21 protein-coding genes are annotated in these 18,325 nt (G+C 48.2%); 15 read left to right on the top strand and 6 right to left on the bottom strand.

Annotated elements, in window-relative coordinates; translation table 11 throughout:
• Nucleotide 1: 1 nt before the first annotated feature.
• From C2M35_RS05345 to C2M35_RS05355, 3 genes are all read right to left on the bottom strand, one after another.
• On the bottom strand, nt 2-622 hold the full coding sequence (locus C2M35_RS05345) for a 2OG-Fe(II) oxygenase (protein ID WP_105213307.1): 621 nt from the start codon (nt 620-622) through the stop codon (nt 2-4).
• Between the two features lie 81 nt (nt 623-703).
• A complete protein-coding gene (locus C2M35_RS05350; RefSeq protein WP_105257954.1) occupies nt 704-1,594 on the bottom strand; it encodes a LysR family transcriptional regulator in 891 nt (296 codons plus the stop codon).
• A gap of 237 nt (nt 1,595-1,831) precedes the next feature.
• Nucleotides 1,832-2,221 carry a DUF2721 domain-containing protein gene (locus C2M35_RS05355; RefSeq protein WP_105199561.1) on the bottom strand — a complete coding sequence of 130 codons (390 nt, stop codon included), beginning with the start codon at nt 2,219-2,221 and terminating at the stop codon, nt 1,832-1,834.
• A gap of 202 nt (nt 2,222-2,423) precedes the next feature.
• Here C2M35_RS05355 and C2M35_RS05360 point away from each other — a divergent pair, with 202 nt between their 5' ends.
• The 3 genes from C2M35_RS05360 to C2M35_RS05370 are packed head-to-tail and all read left to right on the top strand — an operon-like array spanning nt 2,424 to nt 4,787.
• Nucleotides 2,424-3,869, top strand: a complete 1,446-nt coding sequence (locus C2M35_RS05360) for a hypothetical protein (protein WP_105264780.1) — start codon at nt 2,424-2,426, stop codon at nt 3,867-3,869.
• A 14-nt stretch (nt 3,870-3,883) separates the two neighbouring features.
• The gene (locus tag C2M35_RS05365) at nt 3,884-4,210 is read left to right on the top strand and encodes a putative signal transducing protein (protein WP_105199563.1); all 327 of its coding nucleotides are present in this window, start codon (nt 3,884-3,886) and stop codon (nt 4,208-4,210) included.
• On the top strand, nt 4,197-4,787 hold the full coding sequence (locus tag C2M35_RS05370) for a YjaG family protein (RefSeq protein ID WP_105199564.1): 591 nt from the start codon (nt 4,197-4,199) through the stop codon (nt 4,785-4,787). Before C2M35_RS05365 ends, C2M35_RS05370 begins: the two co-directional genes overlap by 14 nt.
• 25 nt (nt 4,788-4,812) lie before the next feature.
• On the opposite strand, the gene rsmD is transcribed toward C2M35_RS05370, so the two are convergent.
• Nucleotides 4,813-5,424: a 16S rRNA (guanine(966)-N(2))-methyltransferase RsmD gene (rsmD, locus tag C2M35_RS05375; protein WP_105264781.1), complete on the bottom strand. Its 612-nt coding sequence runs from the start codon at nt 5,422-5,424 to the stop codon at nt 4,813-4,815.
• A 177-nt stretch (nt 5,425-5,601) separates the two neighbouring features.
• On the opposite strand from rsmD, the gene ftsY reads away from it, so the two are divergent.
• The 4 genes from ftsY to rpoH all read left to right on the top strand — a co-directional run bounded on the left by ftsY (nt 5,602) and on the right by rpoH (nt 10,238).
• Complete coding sequence (ftsY, locus tag C2M35_RS05380) at nt 5,602-7,374, top strand: signal recognition particle-docking protein FtsY (protein WP_105264782.1); 1,773 nt, start codon at nt 5,602-5,604, stop codon at nt 7,372-7,374.
• Nucleotides 7,375-7,416: 42 nt separating this feature from the next.
• Nucleotides 7,417-8,097: a cell division ATP-binding protein FtsE gene (ftsE, locus tag C2M35_RS05385; protein ID WP_105199567.1), complete on the top strand. Its 681-nt coding sequence runs from the start codon at nt 7,417-7,419 to the stop codon at nt 8,095-8,097.
• Nucleotides 8,094-9,080: a permease-like cell division protein FtsX gene (gene ftsX, locus C2M35_RS05390; RefSeq protein WP_105199568.1), complete on the top strand. Its 987-nt coding sequence runs from the start codon at nt 8,094-8,096 to the stop codon at nt 9,078-9,080. Before ftsE ends, ftsX begins: the two co-directional genes overlap by 4 nt.
• Before the next feature lie 294 nt (nt 9,081-9,374).
• On the top strand, nt 9,375-10,238 hold the full coding sequence (gene rpoH / locus C2M35_RS05395; protein WP_105199569.1) for an RNA polymerase sigma factor RpoH: 864 nt from the start codon (nt 9,375-9,377) through the stop codon (nt 10,236-10,238).
• A 75-nt stretch (nt 10,239-10,313) separates the two neighbouring features.
• On the opposite strand, the gene ispB is transcribed toward rpoH, so the two are convergent.
• Nucleotides 10,314-11,285 carry an octaprenyl diphosphate synthase gene (gene ispB, locus C2M35_RS05400; protein ID WP_105199570.1) on the bottom strand — a complete coding sequence of 324 codons (972 nt, stop codon included), beginning with the start codon at nt 11,283-11,285 and terminating at the stop codon, nt 10,314-10,316.
• 343 nt (nt 11,286-11,628) lie between these two features.
• Here ispB and rplU point away from each other — a divergent pair, with 343 nt between their 5' ends.
• The 8 genes from rplU (at nt 11,629) to C2M35_RS05440 (ending at nt 17,265) form a co-directional block, all read left to right on the top strand.
• The gene (gene rplU / locus C2M35_RS05405; protein ID WP_105199571.1) at nt 11,629-11,940 is read left to right on the top strand and encodes a 50S ribosomal protein L21; all 312 of its coding nucleotides are present in this window, start codon (nt 11,629-11,631) and stop codon (nt 11,938-11,940) included.
• 17 nt (nt 11,941-11,957) lie between these two features.
• Nucleotides 11,958-12,215, top strand: coding sequence for a 50S ribosomal protein L27 (gene rpmA, locus C2M35_RS05410; protein WP_105199572.1), 258 nt, complete (start codon nt 11,958-11,960; stop codon nt 12,213-12,215).
• A gap of 163 nt (nt 12,216-12,378) precedes the next feature.
• Nucleotides 12,379-13,551, top strand: a complete 1,173-nt coding sequence (cgtA, locus tag C2M35_RS05415; RefSeq protein WP_105199573.1) for an Obg family GTPase CgtA — start codon at nt 12,379-12,381, stop codon at nt 13,549-13,551.
• Between the two features lie 57 nt (nt 13,552-13,608).
• On the top strand, nt 13,609-14,100 hold the full coding sequence (gene folA / locus C2M35_RS05420) for a type 3 dihydrofolate reductase (protein ID WP_442792747.1): 492 nt from the start codon (nt 13,609-13,611) through the stop codon (nt 14,098-14,100).
• Between the two features lie 103 nt (nt 14,101-14,203).
• On the top strand, nt 14,204-14,551 hold the full coding sequence (locus tag C2M35_RS05425) for a DUF3718 domain-containing protein (protein WP_105213503.1): 348 nt from the start codon (nt 14,204-14,206) through the stop codon (nt 14,549-14,551).
• 154 nt (nt 14,552-14,705) lie between these two features.
• The gene (gene upp / locus C2M35_RS05430; RefSeq protein WP_105199574.1) at nt 14,706-15,335 is read left to right on the top strand and encodes a uracil phosphoribosyltransferase; all 630 of its coding nucleotides are present in this window, start codon (nt 14,706-14,708) and stop codon (nt 15,333-15,335) included.
• Nucleotides 15,335-16,585, top strand: coding sequence for a uracil-xanthine permease family protein (locus C2M35_RS05435; protein ID WP_105264783.1), 1,251 nt, complete (start codon nt 15,335-15,337; stop codon nt 16,583-16,585). The genes upp and C2M35_RS05435 overlap by 1 nt, the downstream gene beginning before the upstream one ends.
• 119 nt (nt 16,586-16,704) lie before the next feature.
• On the top strand, nt 16,705-17,265 hold the full coding sequence (locus C2M35_RS05440) for a phosphoribosyltransferase (RefSeq protein WP_105213299.1): 561 nt from the start codon (nt 16,705-16,707) through the stop codon (nt 17,263-17,265).
• Between the two features lie 118 nt (nt 17,266-17,383).
• On the opposite strand, the gene C2M35_RS05445 is transcribed toward C2M35_RS05440, so the two are convergent.
• Nucleotides 17,384-18,034, bottom strand: a complete 651-nt coding sequence (locus C2M35_RS05445) for a Crp/Fnr family transcriptional regulator (protein ID WP_105199576.1) — start codon at nt 18,032-18,034, stop codon at nt 17,384-17,386.
• Nucleotides 18,035-18,325: the final 291 nt, after the last annotated feature.

Here is an 18,325-nt window from a genome sequence, read left to right on the forward strand (position 1 = left end):
CTTAGCGCGGCGGGTCGATCACCCCGGCAATGGAGTTATTTTTCCTAAACCAGCCAGCGATGGAAAAGCGTGGTTGTTGCGCTGGCAAAACCTCATGCATAAAGCGTTCGCTTTCAAATACTACCAAGGTGCCGGCCTTAGGCGCCACTCGCTCCGCTATTTCCTTGGAGCGGGGTTTATAAATCACCAGCTCGCCGCCCTGAGCTGGGGTATTCAGATAGAAAACCGTAGTTAACACCCGGTTTGAACGTCCCTTAAAAGCATCATAGTGTTTTTTATAGAAATCCCCAGCTTGGTAATAGGCAAAGTGACATTCATAGTCGAATAAACCTAAATAGAAGTGCCTGTTTACGGTTAAACGCAACGCCTCCATGACAGCCAAATAATCGCGTTCTGCAGCGCAGCTGCCGCTAAACCACAAGGTCTTGTCCTTTCTCACCTCAGAATTTAGTTGCTGCTCGTCCTGGCGGCCTATAGCGGCTGGAGAAAATGCTGACAGCTGGGCTTGTGCGGTTGCGTAAAGTTGTGCGGTGAGATCTGGGCACAGGGCTTGCTCAATAATGGCGTAGCCTTGCTGATGGACATCATCAAGGACACGTTCAAACAACAATTCTGTATTCACATGTGGGACAGGGTAATTAATGGTGGCTAAGTATACCGCTGAAAAAGAAAAGCAGTGAGAACTTTATCAACGGTATTACTTTTAAGCTTCTAACCCCAACGCATTGGCCGTTTGTGTAATGACTGTTAGCAGCTCATCAAGATGGCTATGGGGCTGCGATGCCTGCTGGGTTTTGACCACAAAGCGAGCCGCAGTGGAGTTGCTGTTGGAGCGAAGTTGTATCAGTTCTGGGTGAGCGCTTAGGGTCTTTGCATGCTCAATGGCGGCAATAGCTATGTTGCGGTTGTTGTTTACGCAGCTAATGATTTCGCCCAGGCTACCAAGACGAATATCATCGCCCTTGTTCAGCAGCTGTGCCGCTTCGGCTATCATGCTTTGCACATGCAGGCTCTGTGAAAAACAACCGAACAATGGATAGGGAGCCAGGTCGTCCAGAGTAATACATTCCTGGTTGGCCAGAGGGTGATCCTGACGGGCAAAGAGCAGCAGTTGATCGGGCAGGTGGAGATCTATGGTGTTGTTGTCTTGATCTTCTTCGCTGACATAAATATCTATTTCGCCGCGCTTGAGCATGGAGTAAAGCGCATCGCTTTCTTGCAGCTGCATCTCAATTTTGATCTCTGGATGCCTGGCCATAAATTGACCGCAGGAAACGGGCACTATGGTGCTGGCGGAGTTGGTGTAACCTACCACTAAGAGGTTATCGCGTTTCCCCTGGCTATGATCTAAGCGTTGAATTACTTGACTGTATTCGTCCAAAGTGCGTCTGCAAAAATGCAGGAACACTTCCCCTTGCTCGGTCAATATTACCGAACGGGTAGAACGTTTAACCAGTTGATGGCCCACTTCTTGTTCGAGTGTTTGAATACTGCGGGTTAATGCTGAAGTACTGATGTTGGTTTGTTCTGCGGCCTGACGAAAATGGCGTAACGAGCCGAGTGCTAAAAACTGCTTTAATTGTTCAAATCTCACTTTTAAATCCCTTAAAGTAAGTATATTAGGTCTTTGCTTTGTAGCCGAATCCAATATTAGTACATTGTACCCCAAATAAATAGGGGGGCCGCTAAAAAGTCGTTTTTTCGCTTGTATTAGAAACCTGAATAAGCGCTCCTAAAAATATAATTTTATACTCTGTTTTGGCCTATATTTACCTGATGTTGTACGCCTTTTCTGCTGGCTAAAGTAATGACTGGTTTTAATGATAAAGGATTATTTTTTTTGTCCTATAGATTCGAGCTCAATGGCAATGGCATCACAGGAAATATGTATTTCATACAAGGAAGTTAGCAGGGAAATCATCAAGGCTACTAAACTGATACCAAATAAAATAGTGCCGACCAAATTAACCTGTACAAATAGCGCAAACATTGCCAAAGTACATAATAAAAAAGAAACAACACCCCACACCTGCATGGTACGGATAAGGCGAATTCGCTTCTTTAAATTATCGATTTGCTGAACCACAAAAGGGCGGATGTTTTCACCCTCACGAGCATTAAGTTCACGGATCAATTGAGCCAGCACTAAAAAGCGGTTTGTGTAAGCTAAAAGTAGTAGGGAAATAGCAGGAAAAAGTAGTGCTGGCGTGGTTAATGTCATCTTTTTTCCATTATTGGAGTTTATAATAGTGGAATGTTAACTATAGGCTAGACTTTTTTACAAATAACAGGCTTAATATTAACAATTTTGCTGTCGGTCTTAGAAACTAAGGCATTAGACAAGTTTAATCAAGCATATATATGCGAATAGATGTTCGGTTTAAGTGATAAAAACAATACCTGCATCTAGTTAAGGGGGAAACATGGCTATCAACAATGGTAAGCCTCAACAAAAAGAGGCGCCAGATAAATTGGCACAGGAGTTCACACTGCGCTGTGCAGATTTATTTAACGTTGAGCCGGAGCAATTAAATAACGCCCTGGCTGACTCATCAGACAATCAACCACTGCACCAATTCGCCGCACAACTAAGTCAACAGCTGAGTATAGCTTTGGTTGCCGCGCAATTGGGTAATAACACCGATGCCGGTGATGCCGAGCAACTCGAAGAAGCACGCGGTGAGCTTGCAGCTTTAAAAGAGCGTTATGCAACGCAGAATCGTCAATTACTAGAAGCGCAACAAGAAAACGCTCAGTATGCCGATGAGCATGTGCAGCTAAAACAAAAACAACATGAGCTGGCGGCGCTTAAGCATAAATTAACCGAGCTTGAAAGCGATAACTATAATTCTCAAGGTGAGCGTGAAGAGTTACTTAACGCGGTAGCCACCTTAAGAGAGCAAAAAGCAGCTTTTGAAAAAGATAATCAAACATTAAAACAAGCGTTAGAAAGCCAGCGCCAAAGCAATATCGCTTGGCAAGAAAAGCTCAAGGAAATGGCCGAGCAACAACAGGGCAGTGAGGAAGCGGCACAGCAGCTTATTGAATTGCAAAAAGAAAACGAAGCCATTTCAGAACAGCTTGCTCATTACGAACAACTGGTTAGCCGTCAAAACCAACAGCTTTCGGATCTATCGGAGCAGTTGAATGAATCAACCGAAGAAGGTGAAAACCAGCAGGTGATGGTGCAGCGCTTAAAGAACCTGGGCGAAGAGCTACGCAATGAGCTTAATGCCGAACAGGAGCAATTGGCTGAGCAAAGAGCGGCTAATGAGCAGCTGACTCAGCAGCTGGCCGAGTTCCAAGCGCAGCAGCAAGAATCTGAGCAGCAATATGAGCAAGCACAGCAAGAAATTGCCAGCCTTAGTGAGCAGCTAGCCGCCATCGAAGATTTACAGCAGCAACTGCAAGAGCAAGAGCAGCTGCATGAGCAAGCGCTAAAAGAGCAAGCTAAGCAACAGCACAGCTTACTGAAACAGGAGCAAGAGCAGTGGCAGCAACAGCATGCCGAACTGCAGCAGCGCTTAGCCGAGCTTGAAGAGCAAAATCAGGCACTTGATGAAGAGAAAAACGCCATTAGTGCTGAGCTCGAACAGATGCAAGATCGCAGTGCTCAGGAAAACCAGGAAATTGAGCAGCTAAAAATTCAGGTAGAAAACCTGGGTTCGCGTCATCGCGATGAGCAACAGCGCAATGAAAGTCTGCGCTCGCGTATCGACAATGATTCGAAACAAGCGCGTCAGGCATTTGACAGCCTGCGCTCTGAGCATCTTGAATTAAAAGATGAGCTTGAGCAGGCGCAAGAAAAAATGATGGAATATAAACTTAAGTTCGATTACGCCCAGAAGCAGCTGCAAAGCGATGCCTAAATCGGCTCGCACTAATGAGCTTTAAATGGGTACTGGCCTTTGACGCTGAACACAGCGTCGAGGCCAATATTGTCAAAGGCATGCTAGAGCATGCCGGCATTCAATGCCTGCTTAAAGGTGAAGCCCTGCAAGGGGCGCTCGGCGAGATCCCCTTCGCCGAAACCACCGTCAGTGTCTGGGTATACGATATAAAACTGCCCGCAGCTCAAGAAATCTTGCTAGAATACCGCCAATCAAAAACATCAGCAGCGAAATGGCAGTGCCAGTTCTGTCGGCAGTGGAATCCCGCTAGTTTCGATTTGTGCTGGTCCTGTATGAAAGATAAAAATGAAGAAGCCTAATAACTTTCAGCGTATTCGTGAGTTGAATACGGTGCAAAAGGCGGCCCTAGCGGCGGCCTTGTTAGAACGCATGTTGCCAAATTATACGCTCTTTAGTGAGGCCCTTGAGTTTGGTGAGCCCGAGGTATTGCGCAATGCTCTGGCCTTATGCTGGGAAAAGATCCTGCTGCCTAAGAGTAAGATCAGCATAGAAAAACTGATTGAAAAGGTAGAGCCAAATGTGCCCGAGGTAAATGATTTCGATGTGTTTGGCGTATACCCGGCCATAGATGCCGCCACCGCCTTGCTGACCTTGTTGCAGGGCTTGCAAAGTAAGGACGAGCACGAGTATGTGAGCGTGTGTAAAATAGCGCAGGGAACCGTTGCCCGCCTTATCGAATATCAATTTGAACTCGATGAGCAGCCTTACAGTGCACAGGATGTGAATCAGCATCCGTTGATGGAATATGAAATCGAGGTGCTAGGCGAGTTAATCGACTTTGTTGCCGCCATGGTGCGACTCGATAAAGACAGCGCCAAGGCGCTGCGCCAATTGGCCGTTGCCGATGGCCAGACCAATATTGGCGTAGAGATATAAGGCTATTTTGCAGGCTCGGCCCTTGCTAGGCCTGCGTTACTCTTTGATAAAGCCGGCACCAAACCTGTCCGGCCTGCTTTTCCTTTAGCAACTGCCAGTTGGCAGGAGCGCAAAAGTCCTGATTATCACTTTCCACTTCGACATAAATAAGTGCCTGATCGCTTAGCCAATTTTGTTGTTCCAGGGCAGCGCAACATGGGGTACTTAGATTGCAGTGAAAGGGCGGGTCGACAAATACAAGATCGAACTGGCGGCTGGCTGGGCACTGTAAAAATGCCATGGCATCGCCGCGTATTATCTCGGCATTGGTCAGTTTCAGCAGTTGCGCATTTTCTTCCAGTTGTTTTGCCGCTTTGGCGTCGAGTTCAAGCAAGGTCGCATTGCTGGCAAAGCGTGAAAGGGCTTCAAAGCTCAGGCTTCCGGCCCCGGCAAAGCAGTCCAATACACTAGCATCACGTACATCCATCATTAACCAGTTAAAAATGGTTTCTTTGAGGCGATCCGTTGTTGGTCTTAAGCCGAGAACGTCATGAACCGGTAGCTTTCGCCCTCTATGCTGACCACCAATAATGCGGATTTGTCCGGCACCAGAGTGGTTTTTAGGGCTGTTTTTTACCGTTTTTCGTCGGCCGATCATGCTTTTACTCACTTATGCTTTTTCCATATGCTGGGAAAATGATAATATAACGCGCAATTATAAATAATATTTGTCGCTAGCAACAGCGGCCCGAGTTTGGGCGGTCGATATCAGCGGAGAATACCTGCGTTTTCAGACCCATGGCCCACCTTAATATTGAGTATACGGTTTCAGATTATGGCTAAAAAAAGTAAGTTTCTGTCTTGGTTCGGTTTAGGCAAAAAAGATAAGCAAGAACAACAGGAACAGGAGCTAGAGCAACAGCGTCTAGCCGAAGAGCAAGCCGAACAGCTTGCCGAGGAAGCCCGTGAAAAGGCCGAGCATCTAGCCGAGCAGCTAGCCGAGCAGGAACGTCTGGCTGCTGAGCAAGCGGCTCAAGAGCAAGCAGAGCAAGAACGTCTGGCTGCCGAACAAGCGGCTCAAAAGCAAGCAGAGCAGGAGCGTCTGGCTGCCGAACAAGCGGCTCAAGAGCAAGCAGAGCAAGAACGTCTGGCTGCCGAACAAGCGGCTCAAGAGCAAGCAGAGCAAGAGCGTCTGGCTGCTGAACAAGCGGCTCAAGATAAAGCGGAGCAAGAGCGTCTAGCTGCCGAACAAGCTGCCCGCGAGCAAGCAGAGCAGGAACGCCTGGCTGCCGAACAGGCGGCTCAAGAAAAAGCAGAGCAAGAGCGTCTGGCTGCCGAACAAGCGGCTCAAGAGAAAGCAGAGCAGGAGCGTCTGGCTGCCGAGCAAGCGGCTCAAGAAAAAGCAGAGCAAGAACGTTTGGCTGCTGAACAAGCGGCTCAAGAGCAAGCAGAACAGGAACGTCTCGCTGCGGAAGAAGTTGCCCGCGCACAAGCCGAGCAACTAGCCGAGCAGCTAGCCGAGCAGGAACGATTAGCAGAAGAGGCTCGTTTAGCCCAAGAGCGTGAAGAGGAAGTCCGCTTAGCAGAGGAAGCCCAACTAGCTCAAGAGCAAGAAGAACAAGAACGCCTTGCCAAAGAGCAAACGGAAAAAGAAGCCGCAGAGCAAGAAGCTGAAGAGCCGAAAAAGACGGGCTTTTTCTCTCGTCTGAAAAAAGGCCTATTAAAAACCAAGTCGAATATCGGCTCTGGCTTTGCGTCCTTATTCGCCGGTAAGAAAATCGATGACGAGCTGTTTGAAGAGCTGGAAACCCAGCTGCTTACTGCGGATGTGGGTGTGGATACCACGGTTAAACTGATTGATAACCTGACCGATGCCGCTGACCGTAAACAGCTTAAAGACGGTGACGCCCTGTATGAATTATTGAAGCAGGAAATGGCCGATATGCTGGCCAGCGCCGAACAACCTCTAGATCTAGATAAGAAAGACGGCCCCTTTGTGATCCTTATGGTGGGTGTCAATGGCGTGGGTAAAACTACCACCATAGGCAAGCTGGCAAAACAGTATCAGCAGCAGGGTAAATCCGTGATGCTGGCCGCCGGTGATACCTTCCGTGCCGCCGCCGTTGAGCAGTTGCAGGTGTGGGGTGAGCGCAATGAAATTCCAGTGATTGCCCAGCACACGGGAGCCGACAGTGCCTCTGTGGTCTTCGATGCCTTCCAGGCCGCTAAGGCCCGTAATATTGATGTGCTTATCGCCGATACCGCCGGACGCTTGCAGAATAAAGATAACCTGATGCAAGAGCTGGAAAAAATTGCTCGTGTAATGAAGAAAATCGATGCCGATGCACCTCATGAAGTGATGTTGACCATAGATGCGGGTACGGGCCAAAATGCCATCAGTCAGGTGAAGCTATTTGACCAGGCGGTAGGCCTAACCGGTATTACGCTGACCAAGCTTGACGGCACCGCCAAGGGTGGGGTGATCTTCGCTATTGCCGATCAGTTTAAAACACCGATTCGTTATATAGGTGTGGGCGAGGGCATTGACGACCTTCGTACCTTTAACAGCAATGACTTTATTGAGGCACTCTTTAGCGGTGAGCAATAACAGCTAGCGATCGCTGCTAGTACAAATTGGGACATAATAATAATGATAAAATTCCAAGATGTGAGTAAAACCTATCCCGGCGGCCACTTAGCCCTTGAGAAGGTGAGCTTTCATATAAAGAAGGGAGAGCTTGCCTTTTTAACCGGTCACAGTGGTGCCGGCAAAAGCACCTTGTTAAAGCTGATCAGCCTGATGGAGCGCCCCTCAGTGGGCAGCGTGGCCATTAACGGCGTTGATCTTGGTGCCATTAAGCAAAGCCAAGTCCCTTATGTGCGCCGGGATATCGGCATTATTTTCCAGAATCACCGTTTATTAGACAGATATTCAGTGTTTGATAACGTCGCCTTGCCATTGGTGATTGAAGGTGCACATCGCAAACAAATTGAAAAGCGGGTGTCGGCGGCACTGGAAAAAGTAGGGTTAGGGGATAAGGCCCGTTGTAACCCTCTGACCTTATCAGGTGGTGAGCAGCAGCGAGTGGGTATTGCCCGTGCAATAGTGAATTCACCGCCCATCTTGCTGGCCGATGAGCCGACCGGTAACCTGGATCCGGAACTCTCCATGGAAATCCTTAAACTCTTTGAAGACTTTAATAAGCATGGCACCTCGGTGCTGATAGCCACCCATGATCTCGGTCTTATCGCGCGCATGAAGTACCGCAGCCTAACGTTGAAAAACGGTCGCCTGCTGAACGATCCCTTAGCGCCGGAGGCGGCATTATGAGTTTATTGTTTAAAGGTCGCAAAACCGAGTATCAGCGCAAGGGCCATTCCTTTTTTACCCGTTGGTATTTTGGCCTCTTTAATACCATTCGCCAGGGCGTACAAAGCCTGGGCGAAATGTGGCGGACACCGGCGGCATCCATGATGACCATCTTGGTGCTGGGTCTAAGTCTGACCTTGCCCTCCACCTTATACCTGGTGGTAAAAAATGTGCAAAAAGTTAGCAGTGGCTTTGAGAATGCCGCGGAAATATCCTTGTTTGTGAAGCAGGATATGTCGGCGCAACAGGTGCAAACCCTGGTAAAGCGCCTGGCGTTATTCAGTGAAGTGGAAGAAGTACGCTATATCAGCAAGACCCAGGCTCTGGATGAGTTTAAACAGGTATCGGGTTTTGCCAATGCCCTGGATTATCTCGATGCCAATCCGCTTCCCGATGTGGTCCTGGTTACCCCCACAGAACGACATCGCCAGCCGCAGGCGGCAAAAGCTCTGCTAAATAAGTTGCAACAGGAACGCGAGGTCGACTTTGGTAAGCTGGACATAGAGTGGTTGGAAAGACTCAATTCCATTTTAAATCTGCTCAAGGAAAGCGTGATCACCATAGCCATGTTATTGCTGACCTCGGTGATCTTGATCATAGGCAACACCATTCGCCTGTCTATTATGGATAAACGCAGCGAAATTCAGGTAATGAAGCTGGTCGGTGCAACGAATGGCTTTATCCAGGCACCCTTTTTATGGACCGGTATCTGGTATGGGGTCATAGGTGGTTTTGTGGCGCTGATCTGTAACCTGTTAATGATGTGGTGGTTGGAGTCGGCAGTGGCGCAGGTGACCGGCATCTATCAATCCAGCTTTATATTGCAAGGACTCAGCGCCGATGAGTTTATTACCCTTATTGGCCTAGCCGTGGTCCTTGGCTTTAGCGGCTCTTACCTGTCGGTACGCCGCTATATTAAAGAAATCGAACCGGATAAGGTTTAATCACTCCTGTAGTCGTTAGCCATGGTTGTTAAGCCGGCTAACGACTGCTAAAGTTCACTCAATGTTCACTGCCAGCACGCTAGATTTTTCTCGTTAGAACTTAAGCTGTTATCAAATTGTCATATTTCAAAGTCGCTAAATTATCGGTTTTTATTAATAAAAACAGTGTGTTATCTTGTGATTTCTGATCTTTGAGAACTTCTTGATAAGCGCGCGGTCAAAGGTTACAATGCTTTAGCACTCTCGCTAAAAGAGTGCTAAATTTAGATGAAGATTTATCATCCGAGGTGAATAATGAGCACAAATTTAAATGCACTTGCATTACCGGTAAGCCAACAAAGCGCGAGCATCGAAGGATATTTGCAGGCTGTTAGCACCATTCCCATGCTCGAGGCCGAGGAAGAACGCCGTTTGGCAACCAGGCTTCAGGATGAGGGTGACCTAAGTGCTGCTAAGCAGTTGATCATGTCGCATCTGCGTTTTGTGGCTCATATTGCTAAAAGTTACAGTGGCTACGGTTTGCCGCAGGCGGATCTGATTCAAGAAGGCAATATTGGTCTGATGAAGGCGGTAAAACGTTTCGACCCAACGGTTGGCGTACGCTTGGTATCATTTGCTGTGCATTGGATTAAGGCCGAAATTCACGAATATGTATTAAAGAACTGGCGTATCGTTAAGGTGGCTACCACTAAAGCACAGCGCAAATTGTTCTTTAACCTGCGTAAGAATAAAAAACGCCTTGGTTGGTTCAACCAAGAAGAAGTGACCACAGTGGCTAATGAGCTGGGCGTGAGTGAAAAAGAAGTCCGTGAGATGGAGTCGCGTATGAGCGGCCAGGATATGGGCTTTGACTTGACCAACGATGAAGACGATAACAGCGTTGGCCAAACCTACTCGCCGGTTCAGTACCTGACCGACAACAGCTCAGATTTAGCCGAGTCGGTGGAGCAGGAGCAGTGGCAAGAGCAGTCACATACACGACTCTTCTCGGCGTTGAAAACTCTGGATGAGCGTTCACAAGATATAGTGTCGTCGCGTTGGTTAGCGGATGAAAAGGCGACTTTGCAAGAGCTGGCTGAAAAGTATCAGGTTTCTGCAGAGCGTGTTCGTCAGCTTGAGAAAAGCGCGATGAAGAAGCTACAAAATGCCATGGCATAATGTGCTCAAGACAGTAACGAAAAAGGCCAGCAAATGCTGGCCTTTTTTGTGCGTTCTGTTCACCGCTATTTATATTTAGTGATCCCGTTTAACCGCGATATTAGCGAGTGCCACCAGGGCGTCTTTAAAGGCGCTGGCGGGTAAAAACTCGAGTGCGGCAATGGCCTTATCCGCTTCTTGCTGGGCGCGCTCCATGGTGAATTCCAGGGCCTGAGTTTGTGCCAGGGTGGCAAGAATGTCGTCAAGGTACTCCAGACCGTTGCCTTGCTCTATGGCGGTACGAATTTGCTCAACCTGAGCTGGCTCGGCTTTGGACATGGCATAGATAAGCGGGAGTGTCGGCTTACCTTCGGCAAGGTCGTCACCTATGTTTTTACCTAGAGTTTCGGCATCGGCGCTGTAATCCAGCACATCGTCTACTAATTGGAAAGCCGTGCCCAGGTGCATACCATACAGGCGCATGGCTTCTTCAACCTGAGAGTCTTGCTCTGTGATCACCGCGGCTAACTGAGTCGCAGCCTCGAACAGCTTGGCTGTTTTTGAGTAGATCACCTGCATATAGCTCTTTTCTGTGGTATCCGGATCGTTGCAGTTCATCAACTGCAGTACTTCCCCTTCGGCGATGACATTGGTGGCATCGGCGAGGATATCCATGATCCGCATTTGACCTAGGCCAACCATCAACTGGAATGAGCGGGTATAGATAAAGTCGCCCACTAAGACGCTGGCGGCATTGCCAAACTCGGCATTGGCCGTCGGTTCGCCGCGGCGTAGCGCCGATTCGTCGACCACGTCGTCATGCAATAGGGTTGCGGTGTGAATAAACTCCACTATGGTTGCTAAGGTGATGTGTTTATCACCCTGATAGCCCAGTGCGCGTGCCGCCAACAAAGCCAGCATAGGTCTGACTCGCTTGCCACCGCTGTTGACTATATAGAGGCCAAGTTGATTGACCAGAGCAACATCTGATTGCATCTGCGCATATATTAACTGGTTGACGCTGTTCATATCGTCAGCGATAAGCGTCTGGATAGCCTTTATATCCATTTAACTCCGTGCCACATCGTTTGTCCGGGGAAATGCGCCGAGAATTGTACATTAATTTTAGCTTCAGCTCGACACTTTCCCCATAAAGGGAAGTTTTTCTTGGCCCAGTAGCAAAAAAATCAATAAAGGCAAATTAATTGCTTAAAAAGTGCCTAATACGCTTGGCAAGCGAGTAAAAAAAGATAGAATAGGGAAAATTTTTTTCATGTCCTCATCGGCGCCATTTTTTCAAATAATTTATTGAAAAAGACGCTTGTCAAGAAGGGTGTTTTAGCGTAGACTTCGCGCCCTATTGAAGAATATTTAGTTGCGTCGATTTGAGGGCGCACAGACGGAGTTAATTATGTACGCGGTTTTCCAAAGTGGTGGTAAACAGCACCGTGTGACTGAAGGTCAAACGATTCGTCTAGAGAAGCTAGACGTTGAAACTGGTGCAGCAGTTGAATTTGACACAGTACTTTTAGTTGCTAATGGTGAGAAAATCGAGATCGGTACCCCGTTCGTAAACGGTGGTAAAGTTACAGCTGAGGTTGTTTCTCACGGTCGTGGCGAGAAAGTGAAGATTGTTAAATTTAGACGTCGTAAGCATTCTCGTAAGCAGATGGGCCACCGTCAGTGGTTCACTGAAGTTAAAATCACTGGCATTAGCGCTTAATTTAGAGGTACAGAAAGATGGCACATAAGAAGGCAGCTGGTAGTACTCGTAACGGTCGTGATTCAGAAAGCAAACGCCTAGGTGTTAAGCGTTTCGGTGGTGAATCTGTACTAGCGGGTAACATCATTGTTCGTCAACGTGGTACTAAGTTCCACGCTGGCTCAAACGTAGGCATGGGTAAAGACCACACTCTATTTGCAACTGCAAATGGTAAAGTTCAGTTTGAACAAAAAGGTCCACTAGGCCGTAAATACGTGAGCATCGTAGCTGAATAATCAGCTTACAGACTTACTGAAAAACCCCGCTCTTGCGGGGTTTTTTGTTTTCAATTGCAAATAAGGCCAGGTTCTCTTATCTAAGCCTATTGTTAATGAGCATTAATCAAAAGCAATTGATATAATAGAAACATTCAATCGCAGATCCGCTAAGTGAAAAATCATGAAATTTGTTGATGAAGTCGAAATCCGCGCAGAAGCTGGCGACGGCGGCAGTGGCGTAGTCTCCTTTCGCCGCGAAAAATACGTACCCGATGGCGGCCCGGATGGCGGCGATGGCGGTGACGGCGGCAGTGTCTACCTTGAGGCCGATGAGAACCTCAATACCCTGATCGACTACCAATTCGAGCGCTTCCATCGCGCCGAACGCGGTACCAATGGTCAAAGCCGTAACTGTACCGGTAAGAAGGGCACAGATCTTATCTTAAAGGTGCCAGTTGGTACCCGAGTAACCGACGTTGATACCGAAGAATCCCTGGGCGACCTAACCAAGCATGGGCAGAAGTTGATCGTTGCTAAGGGCGGTTTCCACGGCTTAGGTAATACCCGCTTTAAGTCCAGTACCAACCGTGCGCCTCGTCAGAAGACCTTAGGCACACCGGGAGAGGTGCGTAACCTTAAGCTGGAGCTTATGCTGCTTGCCGATGTGGGCTTGTTAGGCCTACCCAATGCCGGTAAGTCGACCTTTATTCGCAGCGTATCGGCGGCTAAACCTAAGGTTGCCGATTATCCGTTTACTACCTTGGTGCCAAACCTGGGTGTGGTGCGTCCGGCTTCGGGTCAATCATTTGTAATTGCCGATATCCCGGGTCTTATCGAAGGTGCATCCGATGGTGCCGGCTTGGGTATTCGCTTCTTAAAGCACCTAGAGCGTTGTCGTGTGTTGTTACATGTTATCGATGTGCTGCCGATCGATGGTTCTGATCCGGTTGATAATGCCTTTGCCATTATCAATGAACTGCATCAGTACAGCCCTAAACTGGCCGATAAACCACGTTGGTTGGTCTTCAATAAGATCGATCTGCTACCGGAAGATGAAGTTGAAGAAACTTGCGCCCGTATCGCCGAAGAGATGGGTGTTGAGCAGGATATCTATAAAATCAGTGCCGCGAGTAAACTGAATACGCAGGAACTGTGTCAGGATATCATGCAGTTGCTTGAGTCTATGCCGAAAGATAAGTTCGAGCAGCAGCAACAAGAGACAGAAGAAGTCGAGTTTAAGTGGGACACTTATCACCGTCATGCAACCAAAAATAAAGTGAACGATAATGACGATGATGATTGGGACGATTGGGATGACGACGACTATGATGTCGAAGTTATCTACGAACGTTAATTGATTACCTAAAGGGCGCTTGCGCCCTTTTTTATGAGTGAAGTAAAGGAATCAGCAGTGAAAATCTCCATGATAGCGGCGATGGCCCATAATAGGGTGATAGGCAAAGACAATGACATGCCCTGGCATTTACCCGCCGATTTAAAGCATTTTAAACAAGTGACTCTAGGCAAACCCGTGATTATGGGCCGCAAAACCCTGGAGTCCATCGGTCGAGCCCTGCCCGGACGCCGAAATATAGTGATCAGCCGCAATGGCGACTATCAATTTGCCGGCGCCGAAACGGCAACTTCGGTTGAACAGGCGCTAAGCCTGGTAGAAGGGGTTGAAGAGGTGATGATTATCGGCGGCGGTAATATCTACAGCCAATGTTTACCACTGTGCCATACCCTGTATTTAACTTTTATTGATTTGGATGTGGCCGGCGACACCTGCTTTCCGGACTACGAAGCTGTGGGCCCTTGGCGCTGTATCGCCCGCGAGCAACATGTTAAGGATAAGGCGAATCCACACGATTACGAGTTTGTCACACTGCGTAAAGCAGAGTGAGCCGTTTGCTAAAACAGGCCTCGATTGGTAAACTATTTGTCTTATTTGTGATAGAAAAGTGTTAATAATGCAGCAAATTAAACTTTTATCTGGGGCTATCGCAATGGTTATATTGGCCACTCCGTTGTTCTATAGTGCGCCCGTTAGTGCCAACGATAGTCTCGCCGTGAGCATCTGTGAATACATAGCCGCCAATGATAAACATCGCCTGCGTAAAACCTTGCTCAGCGCGCGTGTTAAGCTGCGCGATATCAGTGAACGCGTGCAATGTGGCGGCAATAACCTGGTGCGTCATGCGGTGGCCAGTCAGGCAGTAGATACGGGTGAATACATTATCAAGAGCTTGCCTAAAAGCGTTCTTGAAGATGGTGCCGATCTTAACTGGGCAACAAGCAATGGCTATGGTGACTCGCCACTTATCGCCGTGCTAAAAGAACACGCAGGTCTATAACACCCATTGCCTTCGTGTTAGTGATGTAAAAATCGCTAAAAAGCTCAAAAACCACGATTATTATCGTGGTTTTTTTGTTTTTGATTTTAAATCTAATTCAGTTCAGGCCCTATACTGGTTAAAATAGCGCAAATTTTTCCAACTAGGTCTTTCTATGGCAATTCACGTAATTGATCACCCTTTAGTACAACACAAACTTGGTTTAATGCGTCAGCAAGGCATCAGCACCAAGAGCTTTCGCGAGCTGGCTTCGGAAGTAGGTACGCTACTTACCTATGAAGCAACGAAAACACTTGAGCTGGCGGATACCACAATCACAGGTTGGCAGGGAAATGAGCTAACCGTAAAAAGTATTAAAGGGAAGAAGATTACCGTAGTGCCAATTTTACGTGCCGGCCTAGGGATGCTTGACGGTGTTATGCACTTGATCCCGGGCGCCAAGGTCAGCGTTGTTGGCCTTGAGCGTAACGAAGAAACGCTGGAGCCAGTTCCTTACTTTGAAAAGCTGGTAGGTAATATTGATGAGCGTTTAAGCCTGGTTATCGATCCTATGCTGGCCACCGGTGGTTCTATGATAGCGACCCTGGATATGCTAAAAAAAGCAGGTTGTACCCAGATCAAGGTGATCGTATTGGTAGCCGCGCCGGAAGGCATAGATAAAACCTTGGCAGCGCATCCGGATGTGGATATTTACACCGCGTCACTGGATAGCCACCTAAATGAAAAAGGATACATAGTGCCAGGATTGGGCGATGCCGGCGATAAGATCTTCGGTACCGTTTAATGAGCGCATTTCTATCTCCTAAAACCATGCTAACCGGCGCGCAAATGCTGTTTGTCGCCTTTGGAGCCCTGGTTTTAGTGCCCTTGTTAACCGGGCTGGATGCCAATGTTGCGCTCTTTACCGCTGGCCTTGGCACCTTGGCATTTCAATGGATCACTCGTGGCCAGGTGCCTGTGTTCCTGGCTTCATCCTTTGCTTTTATCGCTCCTATTATTGCCTGTAATCAGCTTTATGGCAGTGCGGCTACCATGGGCGCGCTGATGGCCGCCGGTGGCGCTTATATGCTGTTGGCCTTGATGGTGCGCTTAAAAGGCACGGATATGCTGCATAAGGTGTTGCCGCCTGTGGTGGTGGGCCCTGTGATCATGGTGATAGGTCTGGCCTTGGCGCCGGTGGCGGTAAATATGGCCATGGGTAAAAGCGGCGATGGCACGGCACAGCTGGTCGCCTACCATGATGCGGTGTGGATCTCCATGTCGGCACTCGTTGCTACCTTGGTCGTTTCCGTATTCGGCGGTGGTATTTGGCGTTTGGTGCCTATTTTGGCTGGGGTTTTGACCGGGTATCTGTGTGCCCTGGCATTTGGCGTGGTCGACTTTAGCGCGGTACAACAAGCCAGCTGGCTTGCAGCACCTGCGTTTAGTGCACCGGAATTTAAGTGGCAGGCTATTGCCTTTATGATCCCGGTCGCCGTGGCGCCGGCCATTGAGCATATTGGTGACATGATGGCGATCAGCAATGTCACCGGTAAGGACTTTTTGAAAAAGCCTGGTTTACATCGCACCTTAATGGGTGATGGCGTAGCCACCACCTTGGCAGCCAGTGTTGGTGGACCACCGAATACAACCTATTCGGAAGTGACAGGTGCTGTGATGCTGACGAAAAACTTTAATCCAAGGGTGATGACCTGGACCGCCATAATCGCCGTGGTATTGGCTTTTATCGGCAAGATGGGCGCCGGTTTACAGACCATTCCCGTGCCCGTAATGGGCGGCATTATGATCTTGCTGTTCGGCTCCATTGCCGTGGTGGGTCTCAAAACCCTGCTGAAGGCGGATTTGGATGTGAGCGCACCACGCAACCTGGTGATCATCGCCTTGATCTTGGTGTTTGGTATCGGCGGCATGCAGATCGGCGGCAACGAATTTGCCCTGCAAGGGGTAAGCCTCTGTGCCATCTTTGGCATAGTGCTTAATCTGTTGTTACCTGAGCATCAGCCCGATACGGAACAAAATGAAGGCCAAGGGTAATCCCCTAGAGCATTTGTTCCATAAATACGTTAGAATCTGCCGCCTTTAGTCTTTCAAGATCATGGCGGCAGAGTGCAATATGCTGGCACTATCGCCATTTAATTATTAGGGGCACTCCTATGTCAGATAAGCGTTATATTACCGCGCAACAGTTGCTGGAAGATTCGTTCCGCGTTGCAGCACAAGTCTATGAAGATGGCTTTCGACCCGATTTCATCATTGGTATTTGGCGTGGCGGCGCACCTATAGGTATCGCCGTGCAAGAGTACTATGACTACAAGGGCATAGACACAGATCATATCTCAGTACGTACTTCGTCATACTATGGTATCGGCAAGCAGTCGAAAGAGATCAAGGTACACGGCTTGCATTACATTATCGAAAATGCCAATGCCGATAACTCCTTGTTGATCGTTGATGATGTATTCGACTCGGGCCGCAGCATCTATGCGCTAAAAGAAAAGCTGGCTGAACTCATGCGTTTAAACCTGCCTCAAGATATTCGCGTTGCTTGTCCTTATTACAAGCCGAAGAATACCAAGGTGCCGATGAAGCCGGATTATTACATCCATGACTCGGACGAGTGGTTGGTGTTCCCGCACGAGTTGTCGGGATTGACGCCAGAAGAGTTGCAAGAAGGTAAATCCGACCTTGCCAACATTAAAGACCTGTTTGTGTAATAGACAGTGAAATAAAAAGCAGCCTAGGCTGCTTTTTTTATGCTTATACCAATTCTGTTAAGTATGTGAGCATGATATTTAGCCCGCTAGAATGATTAGCTATTTAAGTGAATTGGTATTAGATAAAGCTATCGACAAAGGCCGAGAGAGCCGGAATATCGATGGCCTGTAAGCCTTCCTTTGAACGTACTATCAGGCCCTTATCGACCAGCTCGGTTACCACCCGGCGATAGGCACGCTCTGTGGTGGCGAAACGCTCCGCCTCGGCGCTCACCGTCGGGTAGGCACGCAGCAGCGTGGGATTGGTATTCTGAGCCCGCATCAGGCAATCCTTGGCGATATTATAACTTAGGGGCAGCAACAGCTTATCCAGGTTAACCTTTTGGTTTTCCTGAAATTTGGCTGCAATGGTTTGCGCCGTATAGAGGCTGAGTTGCGGGTTGGCCAAAAGCACCTGGCGCCAGTGCTTTAGTTCAATCAGGTTGTAACTGACATCGCTAAAGCAGGTAACGGTATAAATGCAGGGCTGGTTATTCAAGGCTTCGATTTCGCCGATCAAGGTGTTGTTACAATCAAGCTGGCCTAGCAACAAGCGGCGGCCATTGCCCACATCATAACTAAAAGACACAGTACCACTGCGCACCAAGACTAGCTTTTGTAGCGGTTGGTCCTGATGCAGTAAGACTTCTTTTTTCTCCTGCTGGTAATAAGTACCGGCATAATTTAGAAGTTGCTCAACGAGATCCGTCGAAAAATGATACTGAAACATTCTTAAAGCCTGCTGGGACAATTGTCCTTTTTGTTACAACCGTATGACGCTAGCATTAAGGTCTAGCTACTTTTATGTCAATTTGCACGTTTAAATCGGGTTGTTCCTTAGCATAACGGTTCCCGTGTTAACTGTCGGTTTATTACCCGTGTGCAAATTGACCTTTTTATCCTTTGTAATCGCCCTGTGGTGCATGCGAATCCTTGCTCTCACAGCGATTTCTAATGCTAACGTAAAGCGAAGAAGAGGACAAATGGCGTGAGAATATTTAGGCTAATTTGCCTCTAGGCT

Origin of the sequence: Pseudoalteromonas sp. T1lg76 (genome assembly GCF_002964725.1) — a bacterium.
Lineage (GTDB): Bacteria > Pseudomonadota > Gammaproteobacteria > Enterobacterales > Alteromonadaceae > Pseudoalteromonas.

Coding starts and splice junctions, on each gene's coding strand:
- C2M35_RS05435 (WP_105264783.1), top strand. CDS start 15,335: ATGAGCGCATTTCTATCTCCTAAAACCATGCTAACCGGCGCGCAAATG.
- C2M35_RS05445 (WP_105199576.1), bottom strand. CDS start 18,034: ATGTTTCAGTATCATTTTTCGACGGATCTCGTTGAGCAACTTCTAAAT.
- ftsY (WP_105264782.1), top strand. CDS start 5,602: ATGGCTAAAAAAAGTAAGTTTCTGTCTTGGTTCGGTTTAGGCAAAAAA.
- ispB (WP_105199570.1), bottom strand. CDS start 11,285: ATGGATATAAAGGCTATCCAGACGCTTATCGCTGACGATATGAACAGC.
- C2M35_RS05440 (WP_105213299.1), top strand. CDS start 16,705: ATGTCAGATAAGCGTTATATTACCGCGCAACAGTTGCTGGAAGATTCG.
- rsmD (WP_105264781.1), bottom strand. CDS start 5,424: ATGATCGGCCGACGAAAAACGGTAAAAAACAGCCCTAAAAACCACTCT.
- C2M35_RS05365 (WP_105199563.1), top strand. CDS start 3,884: ATGAGCTTTAAATGGGTACTGGCCTTTGACGCTGAACACAGCGTCGAG.
- cgtA (WP_105199573.1), top strand. CDS start 12,379: ATGAAATTTGTTGATGAAGTCGAAATCCGCGCAGAAGCTGGCGACGGC.
- rpoH (WP_105199569.1), top strand. CDS start 9,375: ATGAGCACAAATTTAAATGCACTTGCATTACCGGTAAGCCAACAAAGC.
- upp (WP_105199574.1), top strand. CDS start 14,706: ATGGCAATTCACGTAATTGATCACCCTTTAGTACAACACAAACTTGGT.
- C2M35_RS05360 (WP_105264780.1), top strand. CDS start 2,424: ATGGCTATCAACAATGGTAAGCCTCAACAAAAAGAGGCGCCAGATAAA.
- rplU (WP_105199571.1), top strand. CDS start 11,629: ATGTACGCGGTTTTCCAAAGTGGTGGTAAACAGCACCGTGTGACTGAA.
- C2M35_RS05425 (WP_105213503.1), top strand. CDS start 14,204: ATGGTTATATTGGCCACTCCGTTGTTCTATAGTGCGCCCGTTAGTGCC.
- C2M35_RS05370 (WP_105199564.1), top strand. CDS start 4,197: ATGAAGAAGCCTAATAACTTTCAGCGTATTCGTGAGTTGAATACGGTG.
- rpmA (WP_105199572.1), top strand. CDS start 11,958: ATGGCACATAAGAAGGCAGCTGGTAGTACTCGTAACGGTCGTGATTCA.
- C2M35_RS05355 (WP_105199561.1), bottom strand. CDS start 2,221: ATGACATTAACCACGCCAGCACTACTTTTTCCTGCTATTTCCCTACTA.
- ftsX (WP_105199568.1), top strand. CDS start 8,094: ATGAGTTTATTGTTTAAAGGTCGCAAAACCGAGTATCAGCGCAAGGGC.
- ftsE (WP_105199567.1), top strand. CDS start 7,417: ATGATAAAATTCCAAGATGTGAGTAAAACCTATCCCGGCGGCCACTTA.